Genomic DNA, 21,054 nt, shown 5'->3' with positions numbered 1-21,054 from the left:
CCCCCTTGAGTTTGCGTCCATGGTCAGAGGCCTGTTGTGTGTTGCCCTGCTGTTCTTCACCGTTGCCGCTCACGCCGAAACCTGGCCCGATAAGGAATGGGCCAAGGGCACACCGCTCACGGGCCCTGCTGTCGATGCCTTGGACACCTACGCGTTCCCGGCGCGCGACGACGCCACCCGTCAAGGCATTCGCACCGATGCGTTGCTGGTGATCCGCGACGGCGAGGTCATCTACGAACGCTATGCAGCGCCCACCACCGCCAGCACGCCGCACCTCACCTGGTCCGTCAGCAAAAGCCTGATGGCCACCGTATTAGGCGTGGCCTACGGCGATAACCGTTTCAAACTCAGCGACCCGGTGGCGCGTTTCTACCCGCCGATGAAGCAGCACCCGAACGTGACCATGGCCGACCTGCTGCACTGGGCCTCGGGCCTGGACTGGCAGGAAGACTACGAATACGCACCGTTGAAATCCTCGGTGGTGGCAATGCTCTACACCCGCGGTCGCAGCGATATGGCCGACTTTGCCGCAGATACCGCGGCGGCCAGCGCCCCGGGCCAGCTCTTTCGCTACTCCAGCGGCGACACCAACCTGTTGTCCGCTGCCCTCAAAGGCATGCTCGGCCACAAGGCTTATATGAGTTACCCGTGGGATGCGCTGTTCAAACCCTTGGGCATTCGTAATGCCACCTGGGAAACCGATGCCGACGAAACCTTCGTCGCGTCTTCCTACGCCTACCTCACCGCCCGCGACCTGGCGCGTGTCGGCCTGCTGATGGCACGCAATGGCCGCTGGGGTGATCAACAACTGCTGCCCAAAGACTGGATCGCCTTCAACCGCCAGCCGTTCGATAAATACAAAACCGGCCAGGACGAAGCCGTCCCGGGTGGCCATTGGTGGCTCAATCAAGGCGCATCACGTCCCTGGCCCGATGCCCCCGCCGACACCTTCGCCGCCCTCGGCCACTGGGGCCAGGCGCTTTATGTGATGCCCGACGAACACTTGGTGATCGTGCGCTACGGCGATGACCGCGACGGCAGCTATCGCCACAACGAACTGCTCAAACGCGTGCTGGCGGCGGTGCAGCCATGATCCGTCGTCGTCCGTTTACCAGCCTGTTTCTGCTGCTGTTGCTCGCCCTGCTGGGGTGGATCTGGCACGAGCGCGTCAACCTGCAAGCCTTCCCCGACATCATCGCGGCCTACACCGCCAAGGAATACTGCTCGTGCCGCTATGTGGCGAACAACCCGGCGGAGTATTGCCGGGGGTATGTGAAGCAGTACGTGCCGACCAGCGCATTCAGCGACAACCCGGAGCGCAGTGAAGTGACGGCGAGCGGGATGGGGCGAACGCACAGTGCACGGTGGCTAGGCGACCGCCAGGGTTGTCGCCTCAATCCCTGACACGCCACCGACCCATTCCATTGCGCCCGGCACACGGCGCAGTTAAGGTTCGTGCAGGTTTTTTGCCTCATGAGTCTTTATGTTCAATGTCAAACCACTGGCTTTCACACTGTTGACCTGTGCCGCTGTGCCTGCCCACGCCGATTGGTACCTGGACAACGAGTCCTCGCGGCTGTCGTTCGTCACCACCAAAAACACCGAGATCGCTGAAGTCCATCGCTTCCTGGTGCTGCACGGTAAGGTCGACAGCAAGGGCGCGGCGCAAGTGGAGGTGGAGCTGGAATCGGTCAACAGCGGCATACCGCTTCGCGATGAGCGTATGCGCAATCAACTGTTCGAGATCAAGACGTTCCCCGATGCGCTGATCAACGCGCAGATCAATCTGCAACCTATCAACGACCTGGCGCCTGGCGCGCAGTTGGAGTTGCGCCTGCCGTTATCCGTGACCCTGCACGGCAAGACCCAGACCTACAGCGCCGAACTGCTGGCGACGCGCCTGGATGACCGGCGTTTCCAAGTGGTCACCCTGGAACCGCTGGTGGTGCATGCCGAGGACTTTGACCTGGCGCCGGGTGTGGCGGCGCTGCGTAAGGCGGCGGGGCTCAAGTCGATCAGCCTGTCGGTGCCGGTGGGTGCGGTGCTGATTTTTACGGCGCGCTGACGTGAGCGGCGCGGTGTTCCCGTGGCGCAGCGCCAACCGTTTCGAGTTGTTGATCGACGGGCCGAATTTTTTCCCGCAGATGCTGGTGGGCATTGCCCGCGCGGAACACCAGGTTGACCTGGAGTTGTACCTGGTCGAAGCCGGCGCCTGCGCTGAAGAAATGGTTAAAGCCCTGGTGCAGGCTGCCGAACGCGGTGTGCGGGTGCGTTGCCTGTTCGATGATTACGGCAGCCTGGCGTTTACCCTCGGGCTGCGCAAACGCCTGACCGATGCCGGGGTGGAGTTGCGGTTCTACAATCGCCTGAGTTGGCGCCGCTGGATGCGCAACTTGTATCGCGACCATCGCAAGCTGTTGCTGATCGACCAGGAAAGCGCAGTGGTCGGCGGCACGGGTGTAACAGATGAGTTCTGGACGCCGGGGCAAGACACCGCCGACTGGCATGAAGTGATGGTGCACATCATTGGCCCGTTGGTGCTGGATTGGCAGGCACTGTTCGATCGCCAATGGCACGCCAATGCCGCGCGCCGTGAGTGGAAGCCCGCCACTCATTTCGGTTTGCCGCGTTTGCCCAAGGTGCCGGCCACCGGCCCAGGCCTGGGGCGCGTGGCCTATGCCGATGCCCGCCAGCACCGGGATATCCTGCAATCGCTGATCCGCGCCTTGAACAGCAGCCAGCAGCGTATCTGGCTGGCTACTCCGTACTTCCTGCCGACCTGGAGCGTGCGCCGTGCCTTGCGCCGTGCCGCCGGGCGCGGCGTCGATGTGCGCTTGCTGCTTACCGGCCCGCGTACCGATCACCCGTCCGTGCGGTATGCCGGGCACCGTTATTACCCGCGCTTGCTGCGCGCGGGTGTGCAGATCTTTGAATACCAGCCGTGCTTTCTGCACTTGAAAATGGTGCTGGTGGACGACTGGGTGAGCATCGGCTCGTGCAACTTCGACCACTGGAATTTGCGCTTCAACCTGGAAGCCAACCTGGAAGCGCTGGACCCTGAGCTGACGCGGGCGGTGGTGGGCAGTTTCGAGCGGGATTTCGAGCAGAGCCAGGCGGTGAGCCTGGAGGCGTGGAAGTCGCGGCCGTTGTGGCGGCGGGTGAAGCAGCGGGTGTGGGGGTGGATTGATCGGTTGGTGGTGAATTTGCTCGACCGACGGGGTTAGCAAGAGCGCCGCTAATCTAATGTGGGAGCTGGTTTGGCTGCGAAGGCGGCCTTATTGGCGACCACAATCTAACGGTCACCCCGTGATCTAAGTGTAGGAGCTGGCTTGCCGGCGATGGCGGTGGTGCGGTGTACATATCCGTTATTTAGGTAACGGCTGCTATGGGTTCCGCCCTTACGGCGGCTCACTTTTGAAAAGCGCAAAAGTAAGCAAAACGCTCTTGCCCCAACACTCGGCACCTCGCTCACGCTCGGTGTGCCCGTAATCCGACAGGTATTTGGGGGGCCGCCGCCACGCGCCATCCATGGCGCGGGGCGGCTAAACCGGCATCCCTGCCGGTTTACCCCCCAAATACCTGTCGAATTCCGGCCAGCGTGTTTGACGGGGCGCCTGAGATCAAAAGCAGGATCAAGAGCAAGAGCAAGAGCGGCTCGCTTCGCATCGTGGTTGGTGTTGGGGGGGGGCAACGTTGTGTTGATACCTATGCTGCGATAGCAGTGGTGAATTTTCCACCGCTATGGCAGGCAAGCTCCCACATTGATTGTGTCTACAGCTTTAGATCAGAGCAGTTCGAAGGTTTGTTGCTGCACATCCTGGGAGTCCAGTCCGATCTGCACATTGAACTCACCCGGTTCCGCGGCGAACTTCAGTTGGGTGTTGTAGAACTTCAAGTCTTCTTCGGTGATGGTGAAGTGCAGCGTGCGCTCTTCACCCGCCTTGAGCACGACCTTCTGGAAGTTCTTCAGCTCCTTGATCGGGCGGATCATCGAACCGGCTACGTCCTGGATGTACAGCTGCACGACGGTTTCGCCATCGACTTTGCCGGTGTTGGTCACCGTCACACTGGCGTCGAGCTTGCCGGTCTTGTTCAAGGTGGTGGACGACAGCGCCATGTCCGACAGGCCGAACGTGGTGTAGCTCAAGCCATACCCGAACGGAAACAGGGGGCCGGTGGTGTCATCGAAGTACTGCGAGGTGTAGTTGCCCGGCTTGCCCGGCGTGAACGGCCGGCCGATGGTCAGGTGGTTGTAGTAGGTGGGAATCTGCCCCACCGAACGTGGGAAGGTGATCGGCAGCTTGCCCGAAGGGTTGTAGTCACCAAACAGCACGTCGGCGATGGCATTGCCGCCTTCGGTGCCGGCGAACCAGGTTTCCAGGATCGCATCGGCCTGTTGGGTCTCTTCGAGAATCGACAGGGGACGGCCATTCATCAGCACCAATACCAGCGGCTTGCCGGTGGCTTTCAGGGCCTTGATCAAGTCACGCTGGCTCTGCGGGATGTTCAGGTCGGTGCGGCTGGAGGATTCGTGGGACATGCCACGGGACTCGCCCACGGCGGCGACCACCACATCGGCATCTTTGGCAGCCTTGACGGCCTCGTCGATCATCACCTGGGCAGGGCGGGTGTCATCCACCACTTCCGGCGCATCGAAGTTGAGGAAGTTCAGGTAGTCGACCACGGCCTTGTCGTTGGTGATGTTGGCGCCACGGGCATAGATGATCTTGCCCTTCTCGCCGATCACCGCGTTCAAACCGTCGAGCAGGGTGACTGACTGCTCCGGCTTACCAGCGGCGGCCCAACTGCCCATCATGTCGATTGGCGCCTTGGCCAGCGGGCCGACCAGGGCGATGGTCGCGGATTTTTTCAGCGGCAGGGTGCTGTTCTGGTTTTTCAGCAAGACCAGGCTGCGGCGTGCAACATCACGGGCTTCGGCGCGATGCAGGCGGCTTTCGGCGTAGGTGTCGGCCGGGTCATCCTCGGCCTTGCCGATGCGCAGGTACGGGTCCTTGAACAGGCCCATGTCGTACTTGGCGCCCAGCACTTCGCGCACGGCGTTGTCGATGTCGCTCTGTTCGATCTCGCCGGACTTGAGCAGCCCCGGCAGCTCCTTGCCGTAGAGCGAGTCGTTCATGCTCATGTCGATGCCGGCCTTGATCGCCAGCTTGGCGGCTTCACGCCCGTCCTTGGCCACGCCGTGCTTGATCAGCTCGAAGATCGCGCCATGGTCGCTCACGGCCAGGCCCTTGAAGCCCCAGTCTTTGCGCAGCAGGTCGTTCATCAGCCAGGTGTTGGCGGTGGCGGGCACGCCGTTGATCGAGTTCAGCGCCACCATCACGCCGCCGGAGCCGGCCTTGATCGCCGCGTGGTACGGCGGCAGGTAGTCCTGGTACATCTTGACCGGGCTCATGTCGACCACGTTGTAGTCGCGGCCGCCTTCCACCGCGCCATACAGGGCGAAGTGCTTGACGCTGGCCATGATGCTGTCGGCATTCGCGGGGCTTACGCCCTGGAAGGCCTTGACCATCACTTCGGCGATACGCGAGACCAGGTAGGTGTCTTCACCGAAACCTTCGGAGGTGCGGCCCCAGCGTGGGTCGCGGGAGATGTCGACCATCGGCGCGAAGGTGATGTCGAGGCTGTCGGCGGCGGCTTCCTGGGCGGCGATGCGCCCGGAGCGGCCGATGGCGTCCATGTCCCAACTGGACGCCAGGGCCAGGCTGATCGGGAAAATCGTGCGGTGGCCGTGGATCACGTCGTAGGCGAAGAACATCGGGATCTTCAAGCGGCTGCGCATGGCCGCGTCCTGCATCGGACGGTTTTCCGGGCGGGTGATGGAGTTGAACGTGCCGCCGATGCGGCCGGCGGCGATTTCCTTGCGGATCAGCTCGCGGGGCATCTCGGGGCCGATGCTGATCAGGCGCAATTGGCCGATCTTTTCATCCAGGGTCATCTGCTTGAGCAGGTCGCTGACGAAGGCGTCCTTGTCTTTAAGCGCAGCAGGCTTTGTTTCTGCCCATACGGGGTGACTGGCCAGAGTGGCAACAAGGCCGAGCAAACACAGCTTTTTCATGAATATCCTTTTTCGGCTCACTGCACAGCATCCAGGGAACGCTGGCGGCCAAAATGTGGGGAGCGTCTATTGTTGTTCGGGTGTTGTTCAGATAAATGCAGCACACTCTGAACTCTTTTTCGCGCTGGGCATCTTTGTAGCTGATTGGCTCAATGCATGCCAGTGGTGGCGGATTATGCCCCAAGCGCGCGGTGTATAGGGTGAGTCGTCACATTCCATCAAGATTGGGCAGGAGAAACACCATGCAAGCAGCACAAGGTTACCGCTGGGGCTTGAAAGCCGCGGTTTTGCTATTGATCGGCACGGTGCTGAGCGGTTGCGGCATCAACAACATCCCGACCCTGGACGAACAGGCCAAGGCCGCCTGGGGCCAGGTGCAGAACCAGTACCAGCGCCGGGCCGACCTGATCCCCAACCTGGTGGAAGTGGTCAAGGGCTATGCCGCCCATGAACAGGACACCCTGACCGCCGTCATCGAAGCACGGGCCAAGGCCACCTCGATCCAAGTGGATGCCAGCACCCTCGACAACCCGGAAAAACTCAAGCAGTTCCAGCAAGCCCAGGATGGCTTGAGCGGCGCACTCAGCCGTTTGATGGTGGTGTCCGAGCGCTACCCGGACCTGAAAGCCAACCAGAACTTCCTGGCCCTGCAATCCCAGCTTGAAGGCACCGAAAACCGTATCGCCGTGGCGCGCCGCGACTTTATCCAGGCGGTGCAGGCCTACAACACCGAAATCCGCACCTTCCCGGGCCGCCTGTGGCACAGCGTGATGTACAGCGACCTGCCGATCCGCGCCACGTTTGAAGCCACCAGTGCCGACGCCGATAAAGCGCCGCAAGTGAAGTTCAAATAAAGCTGCACTGAGGTGTCGATGCGTTTATTACGGATAGGCCTGGCGCTGTGGCTGTTGGCCTGCGTGGGCATGGCCCAGGCGGCGCTGACCTTCCCGGCGCTGACCGGGCGGGTGGTGGACACCGCCGAGATGATCGACCCCGCCACGCGCCAGCAACTGACACAGCAGTTGCAGGCGCTGGAGCAGACCTCCGGTGACCAGATCGTGGTGGTCACCGTGCCTGACCTGCAGGGCGTGCCCATTGAGGACTTCGGTTATCAGTTGGGCCGCCAGTGGGGCATCGGCCAGAAGGGCAAGGACAACGGTGCGCTGTTGATCGTCGCGCGCGATGAGCGCAAATTGCGCATCGAGGTCGGCTATGGCCTGGAAGGGGTGCTCACGGATGCGCAGGCGTGGGTGATCATCAACCAGGTGATTGCACCCAAGTTCAAGGCCGGCAATTTCAGCCAGGGCATCAGCGACGGCGTGGCGGCGATGGTGCAAGTGGTGGGCGGTGAACCACTGGCCGTGCCGGCACATGTGGCGGACGCCAACTTTGCCAAGGATAATCCGGGGTTTTCCATCGGCTTGTTTATCCTGCTGATCGGCGTGTTGTGGCTATGCAATCGCATGGGGCTGCCGGTGGGCGCGATCCTGCTGGCGATTCTCAGCAGCAGCGGACGCGGCGGTGGCGGCGGGGGAGGTGGCGGTGGTTTCCGGGGCGGCGGTGGTGGCTTCGGCGGCGGTGGAGCTTCAGGCGGCTGGTGATGACAATAATTAGAGAGCAACTACAACCATGGCATTACTGACTGAACACGAGCAGCGCCAAGTCGCCGAGGCGATCGCCCGGGTGGAAAAAACCACCGACGCGGAACTGGTGACCGTACTGGCCGCCCGCGCCGATGACTACGCCTACATCCCGCTGCTGTGGGCCAGCCTGATCGCGCTGGTGGTGCCGGGTGTGGTGCATTACCTGTCGGGCTACCTGACCATGTACACCTTGCTGCTGGCGCAATGGGCGACGTTCATCGTGTTGTGCCTGGTGTTCCGTTTGCCCAAGGTCACCACCCGCCTGATCCCGCGCTCGGTAAGGCATTGGCGCGCGTCGAACCTGGCGCGCCGTCAATTCCTGGAGCAGAACCTGCACCACACGCTGGGCAGCACCGGCGTGCTGATTTTTGTCAGCGAGGCCGAGCGGTACGTGGAGATCCTGGTGGATGACGGCATCTCCAAGCATCTGGATGACAGCAGTTGGGATTCGATCGTCACTGCGTTTACCCAGCAGGTGAAGCAGGGGCAGACGTTGGTGGGGTTCATTGCGTGCATCGAGGCCTGCGGCGAGTTGTTGAAGGTGCATGTGCCGGTCACCCAAACCCGTAACGAACTGCCCAATCGCCTGGTGGTGTTGGAATAGACTCTGTGGGAGCCCGGCTTGCCGGCGAGGGGGCCCTTAAGACCGCCATCGCCGGCAAGCCGGACGCCTACAATAATGACCGCTGATCAAATAACCCCGTGCCCTCCCGGCCCATCCCCCCTAAAATGCCCGGCATTCCCTGCCCGAGGCGTTTTTGTTCATGTCTGTCACTGCTCAACCGGATCATCACGCCCAGTTCATTGAACTGCTCAGCGCAAGCCTCGCGCAGAATGCCTTTATCAAACTGGTGCTGGCCAAATACGTCGGTGACGAGGCTGACCTGCAGCGGCTGATCATCAAGCCGGTAACGGTCAAGGAGCAGGCGTGCCTGTCCTTTGTCTACCGCTACAAGACCCGCGATATCACCAAGAATTTGCCAGTGGCCGACGCTGTTGCGGCGATTGCCGAGCTGCTGCCGGCGCAGTTCAAGAACGCGCACCTGCTGTCGCTGACCGACGAAGCGCAGCTGGAATACAGCAAGAAAAACAAAAGCTCACTGTTCAAAAGCAAACCGCAGCAATTGCGCGAAGCGCCGTCGGCCGAGCATAACCGCGAGAAGAACCGCTTCCTTGACCTGAGCCGGCCGTTCCTCGCCGACCTGGGCGTCACCGACGCCAAGCAAGCGCTGATCCCGTCGATGTCGCGCAAGTGGAAGCAGATCAACAAGTTCATCGAAGTGTTCAGCCACGCGCTCACCTCGTCCCCCTTGAAGCTGGACCAGCCGGTGCGCGTTGCCGACTTCGGCTCGGGCAAGGGCTACCTGACGTTTGCGATTCACGACTACCTGCGCAACACCCTCAAGGCCGAAGGCGAAGTGACCGGCGTCGAGCTGCGTGAAGACATGGTGACCCTGTGCAACACCGCCGCCGCGCGCCTGGAACACCCTGGGCTGGTGTTCAAGTGTGGCGATGTGCGCAGCGTGGCGCCCAGCGAGCTGGACGTGATGATCGCCCTGCATGCCTGCGACGTTGCCACTGACTACGCCATCCACACCGGCATCCGCTCCGGCGCGTCGATCATCATGTGCTCGCCGTGCTGCCACAAGCAGATCCGCCTGCAAATCCAGAGCCCGGTGCTGCTCAAGCCCATGCTGCAATACGGCCTGCACCTGGGCCAACAGGCGGAAATGGTCACCGACAGCTTGCGTGCGCTGTTCCTCGAAGCCTGTGGCTATGAAACCAAGGTGTTCGAATTCATCTCGCTGGAGCACACCAACAAGAACAAGATGATTCTTGCGGTCAAGCGCGCCGAACCTTTGGACAGTGCGCAGTTGCTGGAGAAAATCCAGGAACTCAAGGCGTTCTACCACATCACTGAACACTGCCTGGAAACCCTGCTGCGCGCAGACGGCTACTTGGCCTGAATACGGTCTTTTGTAGGAGCCGGCTTGCCGGCGATAGCAAGGGTGGCTGACACTCCGTCATCGCCGGCAAGCCGGCTCCTACATTAGATCGGGGTGGCCTTTGGCGTGGGGGCTGGCTGCACCGCCGTCTTGCGCCCTAGCATCACCGTCACGATCACTCCGCAGGCAAACAGCCAGGTAATCGGCTCGATGTGTTCGCCAAAGAACAGCGCCGAAAACGCAATGGTGAAGAAGATCTGCAACAGTTGGATTTGGCTGACCCGCGCAATTCCGCCCATGGCCAACCCGGCGTACCAGGCAAAGAAGCCCAGGAACTGCGAGAACAGCGACACGTACCCAAACGCCCACCAGGCGCGCATGGAAATCGCCCCTTGATGCTGCGCCGCCAGGTACCACACCGGGCCGATCAGCACCGGCGTCGACAGCACCAGCGCCCAGCAGATCACCTGCCAGCCGCCCATTTCCTTGGCCAGTCGGCCGCCTTCGGCGTAACCCAGGCCGCCCACCGCGATCGCACCGAGCATCAGCAAATCACCGGCCTGGATACTGCCGGCCCCGGTGATCAACGCGTAGCTCAACACCAAGCCGCTGCCCAGCGCCGCACAAGCCCAGAAGGCTTTCGACGGCCGTTCATGGGACAGCCATGCCGCATACAGCGCCACACACAGCGGTTGCAGGCCGTTGACCAGCGCACCGTGGGACGCCGGCAAGGTCTGCATGGCCCAGGCTGACAACACCGGGAAACCCAGGATCACGCCCGCGATCACCAGGCACAGCCCGCGCACCTGGCGCCAGGTCGGCCAGCGCTCGCGGCGCCACAGAAGCAGCGCCGCTGCCGGGATCGCCGCGAACAGCGCACGGCCCAGGCCGTTGAGCAACGGGTGGATTTCCTGCACCACGATACGGGTGAAGGGCAGGGTCAGGCTGAAGATGATGACGCCCAGCAGGCCGAGGGCCATGCCGGTGTTTTCGCGCGAGCTCATGAGGTAGAACCGAAATCTAGAGGGCTTCAAGGGAAGCCCATCTAGCCACATCCCCCGCCGATTGCGGGCCTACAGCTGGGTGCGGATTTATCCGTACAGTTTTTTCAGAAGAAGCGCGTGATGCTGATCTTGGCGTTGCGGCCTTGGCTGTAGACACCTTCACCGCTGAGTGCAGGTTGGTAGAAGCGGTTGAACAGGTTGTCGACGGTGAAGTTGATCTCTGTGCCCTTGAGACCGGCCTGCTGCGGTTTCCAATTGGCGAACAGGCCTTGTGTGTCGTAGCTGGCGTTTTCCGTCTGGTCGTAGATAAAGTCGCCGATGCTGGAGTTCAAACCACCCGCGTAAACATCGGTGGGCACGCGATCGGTCTTGCGTACGAACTGACCCTGCCAGCCCACCTGCGCGTCCCAGCTCGGGATCTTGGTACCCAGCACCGCCACCCATTTGGCCGGTGGGATATCCCGCGCCCATACGTGCAGGTTGGTCGCCCAGGGGTTGGTGTAGGGGTTGTCGCGCTTGCCTGTGGCCCAGGAGTAAGTCAGGGAACCGAACAGGTAGGTCGAGTCGTAGTAGCTTTCCAGCTCGAAGCCCTTGATGGTCATGCCGCCCACATTGCGATAGTTGGTCCGGGATGCCGCGTCACTGCATACCGAATCGATACTGCCCGGTACTGTCAGTTGCCGTTCGCAGCCGATGCCGGTGGCCTTCATGATTTCGTCTTCGATGCGGTTATGGAACAACGTGGTGCGCAGTTGCAGGTTGTCCTCGCGGGTGAAGAGCCCCGAGAAGTTGGTGACGTTGCCTGCGGTAATCGCCGTAATGCGCTCCGGGTCGAGGTTCAGGCTGGTGGCGCTGCGGGTGCTGATGGCGCCCTGGACTTCGTACTGTTCATCGATCACCGGCGCACGCCACGTGCGGTTCCAACTGGCGAAGAACGCCACATCCGGGGTCACGTTCCAGAACGCCGCCAGGCGCGGCGACCAACCGGTGTAGGTACGGTCGCTGTAGTCGTGGCCCACTTTCGGGTCCGGGTTGCTGTAGTACGGCGCATCGTTGGCTTCGCCGCGGTTGCGCACGTGGTCGTAACGCAGGGACGGCGTAATGGTCACGTCGCCCAGGGTAATCGCGTCCTGGATGTAGAACGCGTTGCTATCGACCTTGCCGTGAGGCATGAAATACGGCTGGAAATGTCCATAGTTGTATCTGGCGGTGTTGTAGGTTGCACCCGGCATCCAGCTTTCGGTTTCACGCTTGTGCTTGCGGATCTGCACGCCCGTGGTCACCGCGTGTTCCAACGGGCCGGTGGTCAGCAGGCTGGTATTGCGCAGTTCGAGGATGCGGTCTTTGTAGGAAGTATCCATCTTGCGTCCACCGGTAGCCAGGCTAATGACGGCATTCTCGGCGCGCTCATCGGTCTGGTCGGTATTGGACTCCGAGTAGCTCAGCTTCAGGTCGATCAGCGGGTTGTTCAGCGGGTGGTATTCGTACTTGCTCGACCAGGTGGTGTCCACCGTGTCGCGGTCGGCCAGGAAGCGTGATACGGCCGTGGCGTAGCCGTAGCGGTCGATGGCCGATTGTGTCGGGGGTGATGGGTAGGACTTTGCCGAGAACGGCGTCATACGTTGGCTTTGGGCGCGTGAGTAAGACAGGCCTATGCTGTGTTCGTCGGTGAAATACGCGTTGAACTTGAACAGCTGGCCTTCGACATCCTGCGCGCTGTTGGGCAAGCGTTTGGGGTTGATCGGGTATTGGTTGCGCGGATCAGGCGGTGTGTCGGCCAGCTTGAGGTCGTCGCCGTCGCGTTTGGTCAGGTAGACCAGGCCGTCCATGCGGCCGTCGTCGGTACGGCCATACACAGCGCCGGTGTAGACCTGCTCGTGGGTGTTGCTGGCGTAGCCGTATTTGACCATCGCCCCGGCATTTTGCCCGTCCTTGAGCAGGTCCGGTGCGTCCTTGGTGATCATGTTGACCGTGCCGCCAAAACCGCCGTTACCGGTAAATGGCGAGTAAGGGCCTTTCTCCACCTCGATGCTTTTGATCAACTCGGGTTCAATGAAGATGGTGCCTTGTTGATAACGCTCGAAACCGCTTTTGGCCGCACCATCCACGGTCATCGGCACATCTTCGGCATCGCCCATGCCGCGGATGTTCATGGTCTGGCCGCCCGGCTTGGGTGAGCCGCCCATCGATACCCCTGGCAGGGTCTGCAACAGCGAAGGAATGTTATCGGGCTGGTAGCGGTCGATGTCCGCTTGGCTCAGGGTGGAGCGGCCCACGGTGCTGGAGTCGACCTGGCTACCGGTGCCGATCACGCTCAGTGCATCCAGTTGAACAACGCCGCTATTGGTGGTCTTGGCCTCTTCGGGCCTTACCACATAGGTGCTGCCAACCTTGATCAGGGAGAACTCGCCGTTTTTCAGCAGGGTGCGAATCGCCACTTCTGGCGTGAAGTCACCATTGAGCGCAGGGGCATGCACGTTCTTGAGCAGCTCTTCGTCGAACAGCAGTTGGATCTGTGCCTGTTGCGCCACCTGGCTCAGGGACGTGGCCAGTGCCTGGGCGGGCAGCTTGAATGTCTCGGCTTGGGCAGTGAGGCTGAACGCCAGGCAAGTGGCAATGAGCGTCGGTCGAAGAAACAGGTGCGAAGCGTGGCAAGGCGCGCGAAACATGAAATCCCCCGGTGCGGCCAAATGGCCAAAAAGGTGTGCGTATCAGGTACAGACCGGAGGAAGACGGGGCAGGGAAAAAAAACCACACCTGCGAATGCAAAATATTCTCAAATAAGAATTCAGTCGGGTTATTTGCTCGGTTCGATCCTTACGATGCCATCGGCCGACGCCACGGTTTTTACCGGCAACAGGGCGGGCAAGGCGTTGAGCAGGGCGTCGGGATCGTTCACATCCAGATTGCCCGAGACCTTCAGGTGGGCCACGGCGCTGCTGACCTGCAGCGGTGCCTGGGGGCGGTACAGGCTCAATTCATCGATCAGGCTGGCCAGTTCGCGGTTGCGAAACGACAAGTGCCCACTGCGCCAGTCGGCGACCTCTTCAGCGGTGAGGGTTTGCTGCTGCAACGTGCCCTTGGCATAGCTGTAGATCGCGCGTTGCTGTGCACCCAAGAGGCTCACGGGGCTTTTTGCATCCGGCTCGAAGGCGACCTGGCCATGGGCGACGCTGACCACCAGTTGCTGCTGGCTGCGGCGCACATCGAAGCCAGTACCGACCACGCGCACACGGGCTTCGCCTGCTTGCACGAACAGCGGCCGCTCCTTGTCGGCGGCCACTTCGATGTACACCTGGCCCTTGTCCAGGTGCACGATGCGCTGGTACGCGCTGAAATCGACCCGCACGCGGGTGTTGGCATTCACGTACAAGGTGCTGCCATCGGGCAGGTCCAGGGTGCGCATGCCTTTGGCATGGGCCGCTACCTGAGTGTGATAAAGCTCGCGCGGCGCGCCGATGTGAGTGGCCAACACCGCGCACAGCAGGGCGGCGGCCACGGCCAGGGCAGGGCGCCATACCGACGGTTTGCGCTGGGGTAGCGCCACGGGTTTGTTCAGTTGTTGCAACTGGGCGAGGTCTGCCCACAGTTGTTCGAATTCGGCATAGGCGCGGGCATGGGCGGGCTCGGCTTGCCAGGCAGCAAAGGCCTTGCGGTCGGCGCGCCCCGCGTCATTGCGGTTGCGGGCAAACCAACTGGCGGCTTGGGCATCAATGGCGTCACTGTCTTCGATGTCCAGGGCGTCGGTGTCGCTCAGGCGGTTCATTCTGGCTGCTCCGTGCCGGGTTCGTGTTGAAGGCGTCGCTTGCAGTGCAGCAGGGCAAACGCGATGTGCTTTTCCACCATGCTGGTCGAAATGCCCATGCGCTCGGCAATCTGCGCCTGGCTCAAGCCTTCGAAGCGGTGCAGCATAAGGGCTTCTCGCCTGCGGGGCGAGAGTTCGGCGAGGACTTCCTTCAACTGTTCCAGGCGTTGCAAGCGTTGAGCGGCGGCCATGGGATCGTTTTGCTCGTCGGTGACCGGCTCGGCGTCCATTTCGGCGGGGTCAAAGTGGGCGGTCTGCCGTACCTTCTGTTTGCGCCAGTGATCACGCAGCAGGTTGCGCGCCACCTGGAACAGAAACGCCCGTGGCTGCTCGACCTTGGCCCGGTCGCGGTAGTCCAGCCACTGAGTAAAGACATCCTGGGTCATGTCCGCCGCGTCGCTGGCGTTGTCCGTGCGTTTGCGCAGGAAATACAGGATATCTGTATAGAACCCGCGAAAGGCATCGGCCGACAACGGGTCGGGCTTGGGACGAGACATGGATATCCTTCTTGACGAAGCACGACTTGGAGAAAGTCGCGAATGGTATCGAGAACCATTGTCATTTGTCTCTATTTTACGGATCTACGCGGCAAAAAATGTGGGCTTGCTCGCGAAAGCGGTGTGTCAGTCGATTTATCCGGTGACTGGCACACTGCATTCGCGAGCAAGCCCGCTCCCACAGGGGAACGTGGGTTAGCGCAGTAATGCTTTCAATTGTTCGATCCCCACGTCACCCAGCGGGAACACTGGCAACCGAGGATCACCCGCTTCCAGCCCCGTCAAACGTAATCCCGCCTTGATCGTCGCGGGCAACCCACCCTTGAGGATGAATTCCAGCAAGGGCAACTGGCGGTAAAACAGCTCCCGCGCCTGGGTCAGGTCATTCGCCAACACCGCCTCATACAACGCCAGGTTGAGCTGTGGGATCAGGTTCGGCGCCGCCGTGCACCAACCCTTGGCACCCGCCGCAAAGGCTTCCAGCGCCAGCGGATTGCAACCGTTGTAGAACGGCACGTCACTGCGGCGATGCAACTGGTGCATGCGTTGGATATCCCCGGTGCTTTCCTTGACCATGGTCACGTTGGCCACCTGCTTGAGGATGCGCAGGATCAACTCCACCGACATGTCCGTGCCGCTGGTGGCCGGGTTGTTGTAGAGCATGATCGGCACGCCGATGCTGTCGCCGATCGCGGCGTAGTGGGCGAGGATCTCCGCTTCGCTGAGTTTCCAGTAGGACGCCGGCAGCACCATCACCACATCAGCGCCATTGGCCTCGGCGTAACGGGCGCGACGCACGGCTTTGGCGGTGGTCAGGTCCGAGACGCTGACGATGGTCGGTACGCGCCGGGCGATTTTCGCCAGGCTGAAGGCGCTGACTTCATCCCACTCGGCGTCGCTCAAGTACGCACCTTCACCGGTGCTGCCCAGTGGCGCGATGGCGTGCACGCCGCCGTCAATCAGGCGGTCGATGGAACGGCCGAGGGCGTCGAGGTCAACGCGTTGGCCGTCGGCGCTGAAGGGGGTGATGGTGTAGCCGATGATGCCGTGAATGGTTGGGCTGGACATGGAACGTCTCCGGTCAGAAAAGGGCAAGTCAGTTCAGGCAATCGGCGTGTTGACGCAGGTTCTGCCGGGCGTAGTAGTTGAAGGCGGCGCCATGGCGCTTGGGCCGGGAGATCCAGTCATGGGCCTCGCGCCCCAGCTCCGGCAGGATCGGCTTGATGGTGCCGGCTGCCATCGCGAGCAACTGCAACTTGGCCGCGCGCTCGATCAACTGTGCGATCACACAGGCTTCCTCGATGCTCGCCCCGGTGGACAACTGACCGTGGTGCGAAAGCAGGATCGCGCGTTTGTCACCCAGTGCCGTGGTGATGATTTCCCCTTCTTCATTGCCCACCGGCACACCCGGCCAGGCCTCCAGGAATGCGCAGTCTTCGTACAGCGGGCAGAGGTCCATATGGGACACCTGCAACGGCACTTCCAGCATCGACAATGCGGCGATGTGCGTGGGGTGCGTGTGGATGATGCAATTCACATCCGGCCGCCCACGGTACACCCAGCTGTGGAAACGGTTGGCCGGGTTGGGGATGCCATGGCCCTCCAGCACTTCAAGATCCTCGTTTACCAGCAACAGGTTGCTGGCGGTGATCTCATCAAAACCCAGGCCCAATTGCTGAGTGTAATAGGTGCCCTGTTCCGGCCCACGCGCGGTGATCTGCCCGGCCAGGCCGGAGTCGTGGCCGTTCTCGAACAGGATGCGGCACGTCAACGCCAGCTTTTGCCGGACGGTCCACGTATTATCCGCCAGGGTGTTTTGCATCTGGACCAGTGCTTGCTTGACCAGTTGGTCTTTTGGGAGTGCTAATGTCTTGGCCATATCGGGTGCCCTCGGTGGCTGCAAATGACACTAATGATGCTATATGACACTTTGTGTCATTGGCAAGCACAGCTCATCGCTTACTGCATGGATTAATCGCGGCGCATGTCTATCCGTTTGAAATTATTAAGAAAAAAACTTGGCGTTACCTTGGAGACCCTGGCCGAAAAGTCTGGGATGACCAAGAGTTACCTGTCCAAGGTCGAGCGCGGGCTGAACACGCCGTCGATTGCCGCCGCGTTGAAACTGGCCAAGGCGTTGAACGTGAAGGTCGAAGAGTTGTTCAGCGAAGACAGCGTCAGCCTCGACAGCTACAGCCTGGTGCGCAGCCATGAGCGGCCCGACACCTCACCGGGTTATGCGGTGCTGGCCCATCAGGTCAGCGAACGCAGCCTGCTGCCGTTCATCATCTACCCGCCGGCGGAGTTCACCGACAAGACCTTCAAGGAGCATGTGGGGGAAGAGTTTCTGTTTGTGCATGAAGGCCAGGTGGAAGTGGACTTCATGAACGAACGGGTGATCCTGGAGCGCGGGGATGCGCTGCACTTCAATGCGCAGAAGCCTCATCGGTTGCGCTCGGTGGGGCCGATGCAGGCACAATTGCTGGTTGTGGTGCACAGCTCGGAAGATTGACGCAATCCTCTGTAGGAACCCGGCTTGCCGGCGATGGCGTCCGCAGAAACGCTATCGCCGGCAAACCGGACTCCTACAGGTAATGGGTTATTCGGGGGATCAGCGTTCGACAGGCACTGACAGCGCTGGGTTGCCCAATGGATGCGTGCGCGCCGCAAAAAACTTCAGTTCCACGCCCGTCCCATCGAACAACTCCGAATACCGCCGCTTCTGCTGACGGATAAACCCATCACTGCGCCCCGACACCGAGATCGCCAGCGTGGTTAGCCTGGCCTGGCGAATCGCATCCACCAGGTGTTTATCCTGCGGTCCCAGGTCATGGCCAAAGATGCACAGTGCACCTTCGTGGCTGAGCAACTGCTCATAGCAGAACGACAGGTAATCCGAACTGCGGATCGTCTTGAGCTTCTCCTCAACCTTGCCCTCGCTGACAAACAGCGGCACATCGTCCAGGGTCTTGATCGTGTTGTTGATCGCAAAGCTGCTGAGCAAGGTGCTGTCGGTGGTCGGCAATTTGCGCGCGGTGCCGTCGAGGTTGCGCACCAGGTGCAGGCCGCCGTGCAAGTACAAAATGCGCGTGGCGTCGGTACGGGTATTGCGCAGGTCGAAGCTGGCGTCGGCGCTGCGGAACAAGTCGTCGATGCCGGGGGCGTGCAGGATCGCCCAGTAGTTGAGCAGGTCGTAGTTGCTGGTGAATACCGTCGAGTAATGCTTCAGCTCAGCGTTGATCGTTGCCAGCGTCGACGGTTGCACCAGGCGCCACGGGATATGCACGGCGTGGATGGTGTTGATCAACGCTTCCTTGATCGCGTAGTAACGATTGCGCGGCGCCGCCGAGCTGACCGCCAGGGCCTTGTTGACCCGGCTGGTGGTCTTCAACGCGCCCAGTGCCTGCTCGAAGCTGCGGGTTTGCAGGGCGTCGAATACACTGAGCTCGGACTGGCTCAGGGGCTTTTCCTCAACGGTGCGAGCGTTTTCGAACAGCGAGTCGTAGGCAAAGTCTTCCCAAATGGCACGGCTCGCACCATTGCCGATCAGAATCCCGCTGAAGTCCGTACTGCTGCGCAGGGCGCTCCAGTCTTCAAGGTGGGCGTCAATATCCTGGAAATCCTTCATTGCGGCGGGTCTACTCGAAATCGGCTGGACGGAGACTTTATCACGGGTCGGCGTTGATCCTGATCAAGATGCGCTGGGTAGCGCAGGTTGATGCTGTAGGCATAAAGCCTCTGAGGATTGACCATGAGCAGCACCTTCTTTATCCCCGCCGTGAACATCATGGGCACCGACTGCCTCGACGAAGCGATGACCGCCATCCGCAACTATGGTTTTCGCAAGGCGCTGATCGTCACCGACGCCGGCTTGGCCAAGGCCGGCGTCGCGAGCATGATCGCCGAGAAACTGGCGATGCAGGACATTGACTCGGTGATCTACGACGGCGCCAAGCCCAACCCGAATGTGGAAAACGTTGAGAAAGGCCTGGCGCTGTTGCAGGAAAGCGCTTGTGATTTCGTGGTGTCCCTGGGCGGCGGTTCACCCCATGACTGCGCCAAAGGCATCGCCCTGTGTGCCACCAACGGTGGGCATATCGGCGACTACGAAGGCGTTGACCAGTCCGGCAAACCGCAACTGCCCCTGGTGGCCATCAACACCACCGCCGGCACCGCCAGCGAGATGACACGTTTCTGCATCATCACCGACGAAACCCGCCATGTGAAAATGGCCATCGTCGACCGCAACGTCACGCCGCTGCTGTCGGTCAACGACCCGGCGCTGATGGTCGGCATGCCCAAGGGCCTGACCGCCGCCACCGGCATGGACGCGTTGACCCACGCCATCGAAGCCTACGTGTCCACCGCCGCCAACCCAATCACCGACGCCTGCGCCATCAAGGCCATCGAACTGATCAGCGCCAACCTGCGCCTGGCGGTCCGCGACGGCAGCGACAAGGCCGCCCGTGAAAACATGGCTTACGCGCAGTTCCTCGCCGGCATGGCGTTCAACAATGCGTCCCTGGGCTTCGTGCATGCCATGGCCCACCAACTGGGCGGTTTCTACGACCTGCCCCACGGCGTGTGCAACGCGGTGTTGCTGCCCCATGTGCAAAGCTTCAACGCCAGCGTTTGCGCCAAACGCCTGAGCGATGTGGGCCGTGCGCTGGGCGCCGATATCAAGGGCATCACCGACGAAGAGGGTGCCCAGGCCGCCATCGCCGCCATTCGTAGCCTGGCCCACGACGTCGAAATCCCCGCCGGATTGCGGGAACTGGGCGCCAAGCTGCAGGACATTCCCTTGCTGGCGACTAACGCGCTGAAGGATGCGTGTGGGCTGACCAATCCACGGCGGGCGGATCAGCGGCAGATCGAGGAGATCTTTCGCAACGCGTTTTAATCCGCCCGACAACGGGCGACGCACACCGATGCGGCGCCCGCCAACATCACACATAACAACGCCAACGGCCACGCCTGCTGACTCACCAGCAGGCTTGCCACGCCACCGATCAATGCGGCCATCAATTGATGCATAAAACCGCTCAACGCCATGGCGTAGGAGCCGCTCACCGGTGAGGCATCGTTGGCCAGGGACAAACTGATCGGGTAACTCATCGATTGCCCCAGCACCGCCACGCAGTAAGGCAGCCACAGCAAGACAGCGATTCCGCCAGCAAGCACACTGCCCAGCAGCATCACGGCCGTTCCCGTCAGAACCAGTGCCACGCCCCAGCCCATCATCTTTACCCGACCGGTGCGAGCCACGAAGCGGTTGACCATTAATGCCCCCGCCAGATACGCCGCGCTGATTGGCCAACCCAGCCAGCCATATTGCGCCGCGCTCCACTCGAAACGGCCTTGCAGAATCAACGGTGCACAGGTGTTGAAGGCGATGATCACTCCATAACCCAGACCACCGGCCAAGGCAGCGTGCAGAAACGGCGGGTGCCGCACGATCGTGGCGTAGATGCGCCAGGCGGAGAGAGACGCGTCGGCCTTCGCCAGCGCCGGGAACGTCACCCGTTGCAACACCAGCATCAACCCGAGCGCGCCAATCGCCAACCCGTAGAAGATCGCCTCCCAGCCAAAGATCACCTGCAACAACGAACCTGCGAATTGACCGATGCCCAAAGCGATCACGAAAGTCATGCCCAGCCACGACAACCCTTTTGCCAGCAATGCACCGCTGAAGCTGTCACGCACCAACACCCGTGCCATCACCGAAACACCGCCTGCCCCCAAACCTTGAATCAGCCGCAATGACAGGAAGACTTCAACGCTGGAGGCCGAGGGGATCGCTGCACTCGCCACGGCGTACACGGCGAGCGCCGTCAACAGCACAGGCTTACGCCCAAAACGTTCGCCCAGGCTGCCCCATAGCAGCATCGGCAAAGCCATGCCGACGAGGTAGATCGCCAAGGCCAGCGCGACGTGGTCTTCGGCGGCTGGGAGGGCGCGGGCGATGGCGGGGACGGCAGGCAGGTAGCTGCTGATGCCGACTTGGGCGAGGAAGGCGGCGCTGCAGGCCAGGGCGAGGGTGGTGGTATTGTTCAAAGGCAGGCTTTTCCTTTTTCAGCGGTAAG

The 21,054-nt window shown here is 61.5% G+C and carries 19 protein-coding genes; 10 read left to right on the top strand and 9 right to left on the bottom strand.

What is annotated here, in order from left to right; genetic code table 11:
• Positions 1 to 19 precede the first annotated feature (19 nt).
• From AC0IYN_RS03395 to AC0IYN_RS03380, 4 genes are all read left to right on the top strand, one after another.
• Positions 20 to 1,093, top strand: a complete 1,074-nt coding sequence (locus AC0IYN_RS03395; protein WP_471840527.1) for a serine hydrolase domain-containing protein — start codon at positions 20 to 22, stop codon at positions 1,091 to 1,093.
• Positions 1,090 to 1,404 (top strand): amidase, encoded by a 315-nt coding sequence (locus AC0IYN_RS03390; protein ID WP_471840526.1) that lies wholly within the window; start codon positions 1,090 to 1,092, stop codon positions 1,402 to 1,404. Before AC0IYN_RS03395 ends, AC0IYN_RS03390 begins: the two co-directional genes overlap by 4 nt.
• Positions 1,405 to 1,483: 79 nt before the next feature.
• On the top strand, positions 1,484 to 2,065 hold the full coding sequence (locus AC0IYN_RS03385) for a YceI family protein (RefSeq protein ID WP_458376494.1): 582 nt from the start codon (positions 1,484 to 1,486) through the stop codon (positions 2,063 to 2,065).
• Between the two features lies 1 nt (position 2,066).
• Positions 2,067 to 3,224, top strand: coding sequence for a phospholipase D-like domain-containing protein (locus AC0IYN_RS03380; protein WP_457239968.1), 1,158 nt, complete (start codon positions 2,067 to 2,069; stop codon positions 3,222 to 3,224).
• 560 nt (positions 3,225 to 3,784) lie between these two features.
• Here the strand turns inward: AC0IYN_RS03380 and bglX are convergent.
• The gene (gene bglX, locus AC0IYN_RS03375) at positions 3,785 to 6,076 is read right to left on the bottom strand and encodes a beta-glucosidase BglX (RefSeq protein ID WP_471840524.1); all 2,292 of its coding nucleotides are present in this window, start codon (positions 6,074 to 6,076) and stop codon (positions 3,785 to 3,787) included.
• Positions 6,077 to 6,318: 242 nt separating this feature from the next.
• Between bglX and AC0IYN_RS03370 the strand changes: the two genes are divergently transcribed.
• The 4 genes from AC0IYN_RS03370 (at position 6,319) to AC0IYN_RS03355 (ending at position 9,686) form a co-directional block, all read left to right on the top strand.
• Entirely contained in the window at positions 6,319 to 6,930 is a 612-nt protein-coding gene (locus tag AC0IYN_RS03370; protein ID WP_025855347.1) for a LemA family protein, read from the top strand.
• A gap of 18 nt (positions 6,931 to 6,948) precedes the next feature.
• Positions 6,949 to 7,677 carry a TPM domain-containing protein gene (locus AC0IYN_RS03365; RefSeq protein ID WP_457239835.1) on the top strand — a complete coding sequence of 243 codons (729 nt, stop codon included), beginning with the start codon at positions 6,949 to 6,951 and terminating at the stop codon, positions 7,675 to 7,677.
• Between the two features lie 28 nt (positions 7,678 to 7,705).
• Positions 7,706 to 8,323: a TPM domain-containing protein gene (locus tag AC0IYN_RS03360; RefSeq protein ID WP_457239836.1), complete on the top strand. Its 618-nt coding sequence runs from the start codon at positions 7,706 to 7,708 to the stop codon at positions 8,321 to 8,323.
• Between the two features lie 160 nt (positions 8,324 to 8,483).
• Positions 8,484 to 9,686 carry a class I SAM-dependent methyltransferase gene (locus tag AC0IYN_RS03355; RefSeq protein ID WP_406598064.1) on the top strand — a complete coding sequence of 401 codons (1,203 nt, stop codon included), beginning with the start codon at positions 8,484 to 8,486 and terminating at the stop codon, positions 9,684 to 9,686.
• 83 nt (positions 9,687 to 9,769) lie between these two features.
• Here AC0IYN_RS03355 and AC0IYN_RS03350 read toward each other — a convergent pair whose 3' ends face one another.
• The 6 genes from AC0IYN_RS03350 to AC0IYN_RS03325 form a co-directional block, all read right to left on the bottom strand.
• Positions 9,770 to 10,669: a DMT family transporter gene (locus tag AC0IYN_RS03350; RefSeq protein ID WP_338571737.1), complete on the bottom strand. Its 900-nt coding sequence runs from the start codon at positions 10,667 to 10,669 to the stop codon at positions 9,770 to 9,772.
• Positions 10,670 to 10,773: 104 nt separating this feature from the next.
• Entirely contained in the window at positions 10,774 to 13,338 is a 2,565-nt protein-coding gene (locus AC0IYN_RS03345) for a TonB-dependent receptor (RefSeq protein WP_471840523.1), read from the bottom strand.
• A gap of 128 nt (positions 13,339 to 13,466) precedes the next feature.
• Complete coding sequence (locus tag AC0IYN_RS03340) at positions 13,467 to 14,435, bottom strand: FecR family protein (protein WP_406598066.1); 969 nt, start codon at positions 14,433 to 14,435, stop codon at positions 13,467 to 13,469.
• Positions 14,432 to 14,971: an RNA polymerase sigma factor gene (locus AC0IYN_RS03335; protein WP_457239838.1), complete on the bottom strand. Its 540-nt coding sequence runs from the start codon at positions 14,969 to 14,971 to the stop codon at positions 14,432 to 14,434. The genes AC0IYN_RS03340 and AC0IYN_RS03335 overlap by 4 nt, the downstream gene beginning before the upstream one ends.
• A 195-nt stretch (positions 14,972 to 15,166) precedes the next feature.
• A complete protein-coding gene (locus AC0IYN_RS03330) occupies positions 15,167 to 16,039 on the bottom strand; it encodes a dihydrodipicolinate synthase family protein (RefSeq protein ID WP_471840521.1) in 873 nt (290 codons plus the stop codon).
• Between the two features lie 28 nt (positions 16,040 to 16,067).
• Complete coding sequence (locus tag AC0IYN_RS03325; protein ID WP_028619303.1) at positions 16,068 to 16,850, bottom strand: aldolase; 783 nt, start codon at positions 16,848 to 16,850, stop codon at positions 16,068 to 16,070.
• Positions 16,851 to 16,955: 105 nt separating this feature from the next.
• Between AC0IYN_RS03325 and AC0IYN_RS03320 the strand changes: the two genes are divergently transcribed.
• Positions 16,956 to 17,483, top strand: a complete 528-nt coding sequence (locus AC0IYN_RS03320) for a helix-turn-helix domain-containing protein (protein WP_457239840.1) — start codon at positions 16,956 to 16,958, stop codon at positions 17,481 to 17,483.
• 99 nt (positions 17,484 to 17,582) lie between these two features.
• On the opposite strand, the gene AC0IYN_RS03315 is transcribed toward AC0IYN_RS03320, so the two are convergent.
• Positions 17,583 to 18,599 (bottom strand): DUF4917 family protein, encoded by a 1,017-nt coding sequence (locus AC0IYN_RS03315; RefSeq protein WP_457267548.1) that lies wholly within the window; start codon positions 18,597 to 18,599, stop codon positions 17,583 to 17,585.
• Between the two features lie 123 nt (positions 18,600 to 18,722).
• Between AC0IYN_RS03315 and yiaY the strand changes: the two genes are divergently transcribed.
• Positions 18,723 to 19,871: an L-threonine dehydrogenase gene (yiaY, locus tag AC0IYN_RS03310; RefSeq protein WP_406598071.1), complete on the top strand. Its 1,149-nt coding sequence runs from the start codon at positions 18,723 to 18,725 to the stop codon at positions 19,869 to 19,871.
• Here yiaY and AC0IYN_RS03305 read toward each other — a convergent pair.
• Positions 19,868 to 21,025, bottom strand: a complete 1,158-nt coding sequence (locus AC0IYN_RS03305) for an MFS transporter (RefSeq protein ID WP_457239841.1) — start codon at positions 21,023 to 21,025, stop codon at positions 19,868 to 19,870. The two genes, yiaY and AC0IYN_RS03305, sit on opposite strands and share 4 nt — an antisense overlap.
• Positions 21,026 to 21,054 lie beyond the last annotated feature (29 nt).

Source organism: Pseudomonas sp. AC112, from assembly GCF_979253545.1.
This window is presented reverse-complemented; position numbering and strand designations above follow the sequence as displayed.